The sequence below is a fragment of the Dolichospermum sp. LEGE 00246 genome (assembly GCF_015207865.1).
Taxonomy (GTDB): domain Bacteria; phylum Cyanobacteriota; class Cyanobacteriia; order Cyanobacteriales; family Nostocaceae; genus Dolichospermum; species Dolichospermum heterosporum.
In genome coordinates this window covers 1-4,231 of record NZ_JADEWA010000467.1, presented here as the reverse complement: position 1 = coordinate 4,231, position 4,231 = coordinate 1, and the positions used below count along the sequence as shown (strand labels likewise).

Annotated in this window: 4 protein-coding genes; all 4 read left to right on the top strand. The window is 37.9% G+C overall.

Annotation, left to right across the window (positions count from 1 at the left end; translation table 11 throughout):
• The first annotated feature begins 235 nt into the window (after nt 1–235).
• The gene (locus IQ228_RS22235; RefSeq protein ID WP_193964472.1) at nt 236–1,081 is read left to right on the top strand and encodes a Uma2 family endonuclease; all 846 of its coding nucleotides are present in this window, start codon (nt 236–238) and stop codon (nt 1,079–1,081) included.
• A 102-nt stretch (nt 1,082–1,183) separates the two neighbouring features.
• On the top strand, nt 1,184–1,774 hold the full coding sequence (locus IQ228_RS22230; protein WP_193964470.1) for a hypothetical protein: 591 nt from the start codon (nt 1,184–1,186) through the stop codon (nt 1,772–1,774).
• 70 nt (nt 1,775–1,844) lie between these two features.
• The gene (locus IQ228_RS22225; protein WP_193964468.1) at nt 1,845–2,003 is read left to right on the top strand and encodes a hypothetical protein; all 159 of its coding nucleotides are present in this window, start codon (nt 1,845–1,847) and stop codon (nt 2,001–2,003) included.
• Nucleotides 2,004–2,777: 774 nt separating this feature from the next.
• Nucleotides 2,778–4,231: oligosaccharide flippase family protein (locus IQ228_RS22220; RefSeq protein WP_193964466.1), on the top strand; the 1,454-nt coding region annotated here is incomplete at its 3' end.

Genomic DNA, 4,231 nt, shown 5'->3' with positions numbered 1-4,231 from the left:
AGGATGGTTTCTTGATCCTGATGATTTAAGTATTCTAGTATTTTTGTGCGATCGCCAACCAATACTGATGGAAAAAACCGATATTCTGCCTGTATTGGCGGGAGTAGAGTTAAAATTAACTGTTGATGATGTATTTGGCTGGTTGAGAATGGCTTAACTAAGCAATACCTTAGAGAAGTTATCTCCCCGCCACCAATGTTAAATTAGTCCCTATGGGAATGCTATCGCAGGATATATGACTGAATCAACATTGTCTAAACTAAATACACAGATAGATAGTTTATCACCAGATTTTGTTAAGCCGCCGACACAAGACGAATTACTCTACGATGATGGCATTCCCATGGAGACTTACCGCCATAAACTGCAAATGGATTTACTAGTTGATCCTTTGTCATATTGGCTACGCGATCGCAATGCCTTTGTGGGCGGAAATATGTTTGTTTATTTTAGCCCCCATCAATTAAAAAATCATGATTTTCGCGGTCCAGATATGTTTGCCGTCCTAGATGTTCCCAAAGGTGAGCGTAAATGCTGGGTAACTTGGGAAGAGGGTAAAAGTCCAGATGTTGTAGTAGAGTTACTGTCTGCAAGCACCGCGTCGCGGGATAAAACAGAGAAAAAAGAAATTTACCAAAAACGGCTGCGAGTACCAGAGTATTTCTGGTTTGATCCCTTTAACCCTAGTGATTTTGCTGGGTTTAGTATGGGCAGTGATGGTTATGAACCGATAATTCCCGATGCCCAAAATAGACTGGTTAGTAAGCAGTTAGGGTTAGCCTTAGTGCAGTGGTCGGGGGTGTTTGGCTATGCCGATACTGTTTGGTGTCGGTGGGCAACTTTGGATGGGGTTCTTTTACCTACGGAGCATGAACTGGCTCAGGAAGCACAACAGCAAGCTCAAGAAGCACAACAGCAAGCTCAAGAGGCACAACAGCAAGCTCGAAAGGCACAACAGCAAGCTCAAGAGGCACAACAAAGAGCAGAGGGAGCAGAATTATTACTAGCACAAGAACAACAGAGAATGGAAAAGTTGCTGGCACAATTACGGGCAAAGGGAATAAATCTCAATGAACTCTAGTAGAATCGAAAAAACTATCAAGATTTTCTCTAAAATCACCATTGCTAAAATCTAGAATGAAATAACCCGGCATACAAACCATACTCCCCAAAGAGCAAAATCATGTCTTATAATCAGTACAAAAATATTGCCCAAGTCTTAGGGGATTTTCCTTTAACTTATCAAGAAGAGAATTTCATCCAAGAAAATCCCTTAGAGATTGATGATTACTTTCGTAATCGTTTTGAATTGGTTTTACGGGAAGGAGTTGTATTTAACTCAGAGTATGCCATTTGTGAAGGAGTTATTTTTCCTATTTTAATTGAAATTTGGCAAAAGTATAAGGATAAGTTATTAGTATGGAGTCATCAGCCATTAAATTTTGATGAAAGATTATCAGGTATCCCTGATTATATTGTTGCTAAAAGATCGCCTAGAGGTAAAATTGTTTTTGATTCTCCTTATTTAATATTAGTAGAAGCTAAAAAAGATAACTTTGAGGAAGGTTGGGGACAATGTTTAGCCGAATTAATTGCCGCTCAGAAGCTAAATAATCAACCGGAACAATTATTATATGGTATTGTTTCTAATGGTAAAATATGGGAATTTGGACAACTGCGAGAACAGAATTTTATTAAAAATATCCAAGAGTATAGTATATCTAATTTAGATAAATTATTTGCCGGACTTAACTATGTTTTTGGACGAAGTTAGTTATTTATGCCAGGAAATATGCCCAAAATGAAAATTGGCTCATGCTAAGTAAATTAAATTCAAGAAAAAGTTGTCATTTCTTAAGTCAATTGATAAACTGAGGGGAATTATTGCGAATTTATATCGCCAACCAGTACTGATGGAGAAAACCGATATTCTGCCTGCATTGGCAGGAGTAGATTTAAAATTAACTGTTGATAATGTATTTGGCTGGTTGAAAATGGCTTAGGAACGCAAATTTAATAACCTGCAATTCTGATGTAACCTGGAATGGTGCGTTACGCTGTCGCTAACACACCCTACTTTTGCACCTTATTTAATTCACATTCCTTAACTAAGCAATACATTGGATAAGATAAGAGTCTTAGAGACTTCCAATAAAAAAATATCCCAAAATTTCTTGTGGTGCAGGCATCTTGCCTGCTAATAATACAAGCAGTTCATCTTTTTTGTGGAGTTCTCTTAGGGACTTCCAATTAAAAAAATACCCAAAAATTCCTTGTGGTGCAGGCATCTTGCCTGTTAACCATCAAGGACAGGCAGGATGCCTATCCCACAAAATTGGGTAAGTTGTTTTTTGGTTTTCTCTAAGAGCATGGGTGTAAATTAGGATGGTTTCTTGATCCTGATGATTTAAGTATTCTAGTATTTTTGTGCGATCGCCAACCAATACTGATGGAAAAAACCGATATTCTGCCTGTATTGGCGGGAGTAGAGTTAAAATTAACTGTTGATCATGTATTTGGCTGGTTGAGAATGGCTTAACTAAGCAATACATTGGACAAGATAAGAGTCTTACTAACCCAGTCACACTGTTGGATTCCTAGAGCATGGCTGACTTGGTTGAAGAGGCTAGTCAGGATTATAAATGGTCGGAGTAGGAGACAGCTACGGCTAATTATGGGATGAAACAAAAGATTAGATTGGTTTTTAATCCACATTAATTGCGGCTCAGAAAATAAATAATCAACCGGAACTTTTCTATCAAATGGTAATGCTTTAGGTGAACAACAATTTTTTAAAGAATGGATTATATAATGCCGCTGGTGGAATTATCCGAATTGGATTAGCTATCCTGACAATTCCCTTACTAATTCGCCTGATTGGCGTTGAAGAATACGGTTTGTGGACACTTTCTTCCACTGTAATTACAATTGTTGCTTTAGCTGAGGCTGGTCTTGCTACAGCAACTACCGTGTTTGTTTCGCAGGACTTAAGAAAGGAAGATGTCAATGGGTTATCGCAAACTTTAACCATTACCATCGGGGGTATGCTTGTACTAGCTACCCTTGCGGCGATCGCTCTTTTCTTTGGTGCTGATGGTATTATTGATCTGTTTCCTAAAGTAGGAAAAACACAACACTCAGTAGTTGTACAAGCGTTACAGATTGGTGGACTCGTTATCTGGGCAAAATTATTTCAACAAGTTTTAATCGGTATAGAGCAAGCTTACCAGCGTTATAGTTTACTAAATATCTTGAATACGATGCAGAATTTTTTGCTGAGTTTTGGGCTGTTTGGGGTAGCTTGGTTTGGTGGTCGGACGGTAGCACTTATGCAGTGGCAAGCTTTAACTACAATAGTAACATTATTAAGTCATATTTGGGTGGTACTATCTCTAATTCGTGGTGTCAGCCTAAAGCCTATTTGGAAAACAGAAAAAGTTATGGCAATTGCTAACTACAGCTTAACTATCTGGTTAATGTCATTAGGGACTGCTGTATTTAGTAGAGGGGATCGGCTGATTGTTGGTTATTTTTTGGGTTCTGAAACCCTGGGAATGTATGCTGGAATTACTGATGCAACATCGGCAATTAATTCATTTTCAGCATTACCTGTTCAGCCTCTTGTCCCAGTTCTGAGTAATTACTCAGCAAACGATAGTATGGGTAATCCAGAGTTTACCCAAAAGATAAAACAGGCTCTGGAAGTGAACGCTCTCTTTGCCCTTGTTTCTGCTGGTTGGCTGTTTATGTTTGCCCCATTAGTCATGCATTTAATGTTTGCAGGTGCAGCTACTGAAAGCACTATAATAGCTTTTAGGATTGCGACATTAATTTATGGACTTTTTTCACTGAATGCTGTGGGATTCTTCATCCTCCTGAGTATTGCCCCCAAGCTAGTGATGAGCATTCAGTTGATAAGTGGGTGCTTTTCATTAACACTGATTGCTATTGGGGCAAGCAAATTCGGTTTTTTAGGTGCTGTGGCAGGTAATATTGGATTTCTTTTAACTTGGCTGATGATTTTCTCAGGACTTAAACTGTTAAATTTACCTAAATGGTTTTGGCTAAAATCTTTAATATTTCCTTTAATTTGGTTTCTGATATGTATACTAATTGGATTATTAGTTTCTCAACTTGAGTTTATGGTTATTATTTCTACAATCCATGTAATGATCTTAATTGGTTGGTTTATCAATATTTATAAGCAAAAAATTATTGTTATGCTAAGTAA

Coding starts and splice junctions, on each gene's coding strand:
- IQ228_RS22235 (WP_193964472.1), top strand. CDS start 236: ATGACTGAATCAACATTGTCTAAACTAAATACACAGATAGATAGTTTA.
- IQ228_RS22230 (WP_193964470.1), top strand. CDS start 1,184: ATGTCTTATAATCAGTACAAAAATATTGCCCAAGTCTTAGGGGATTTT.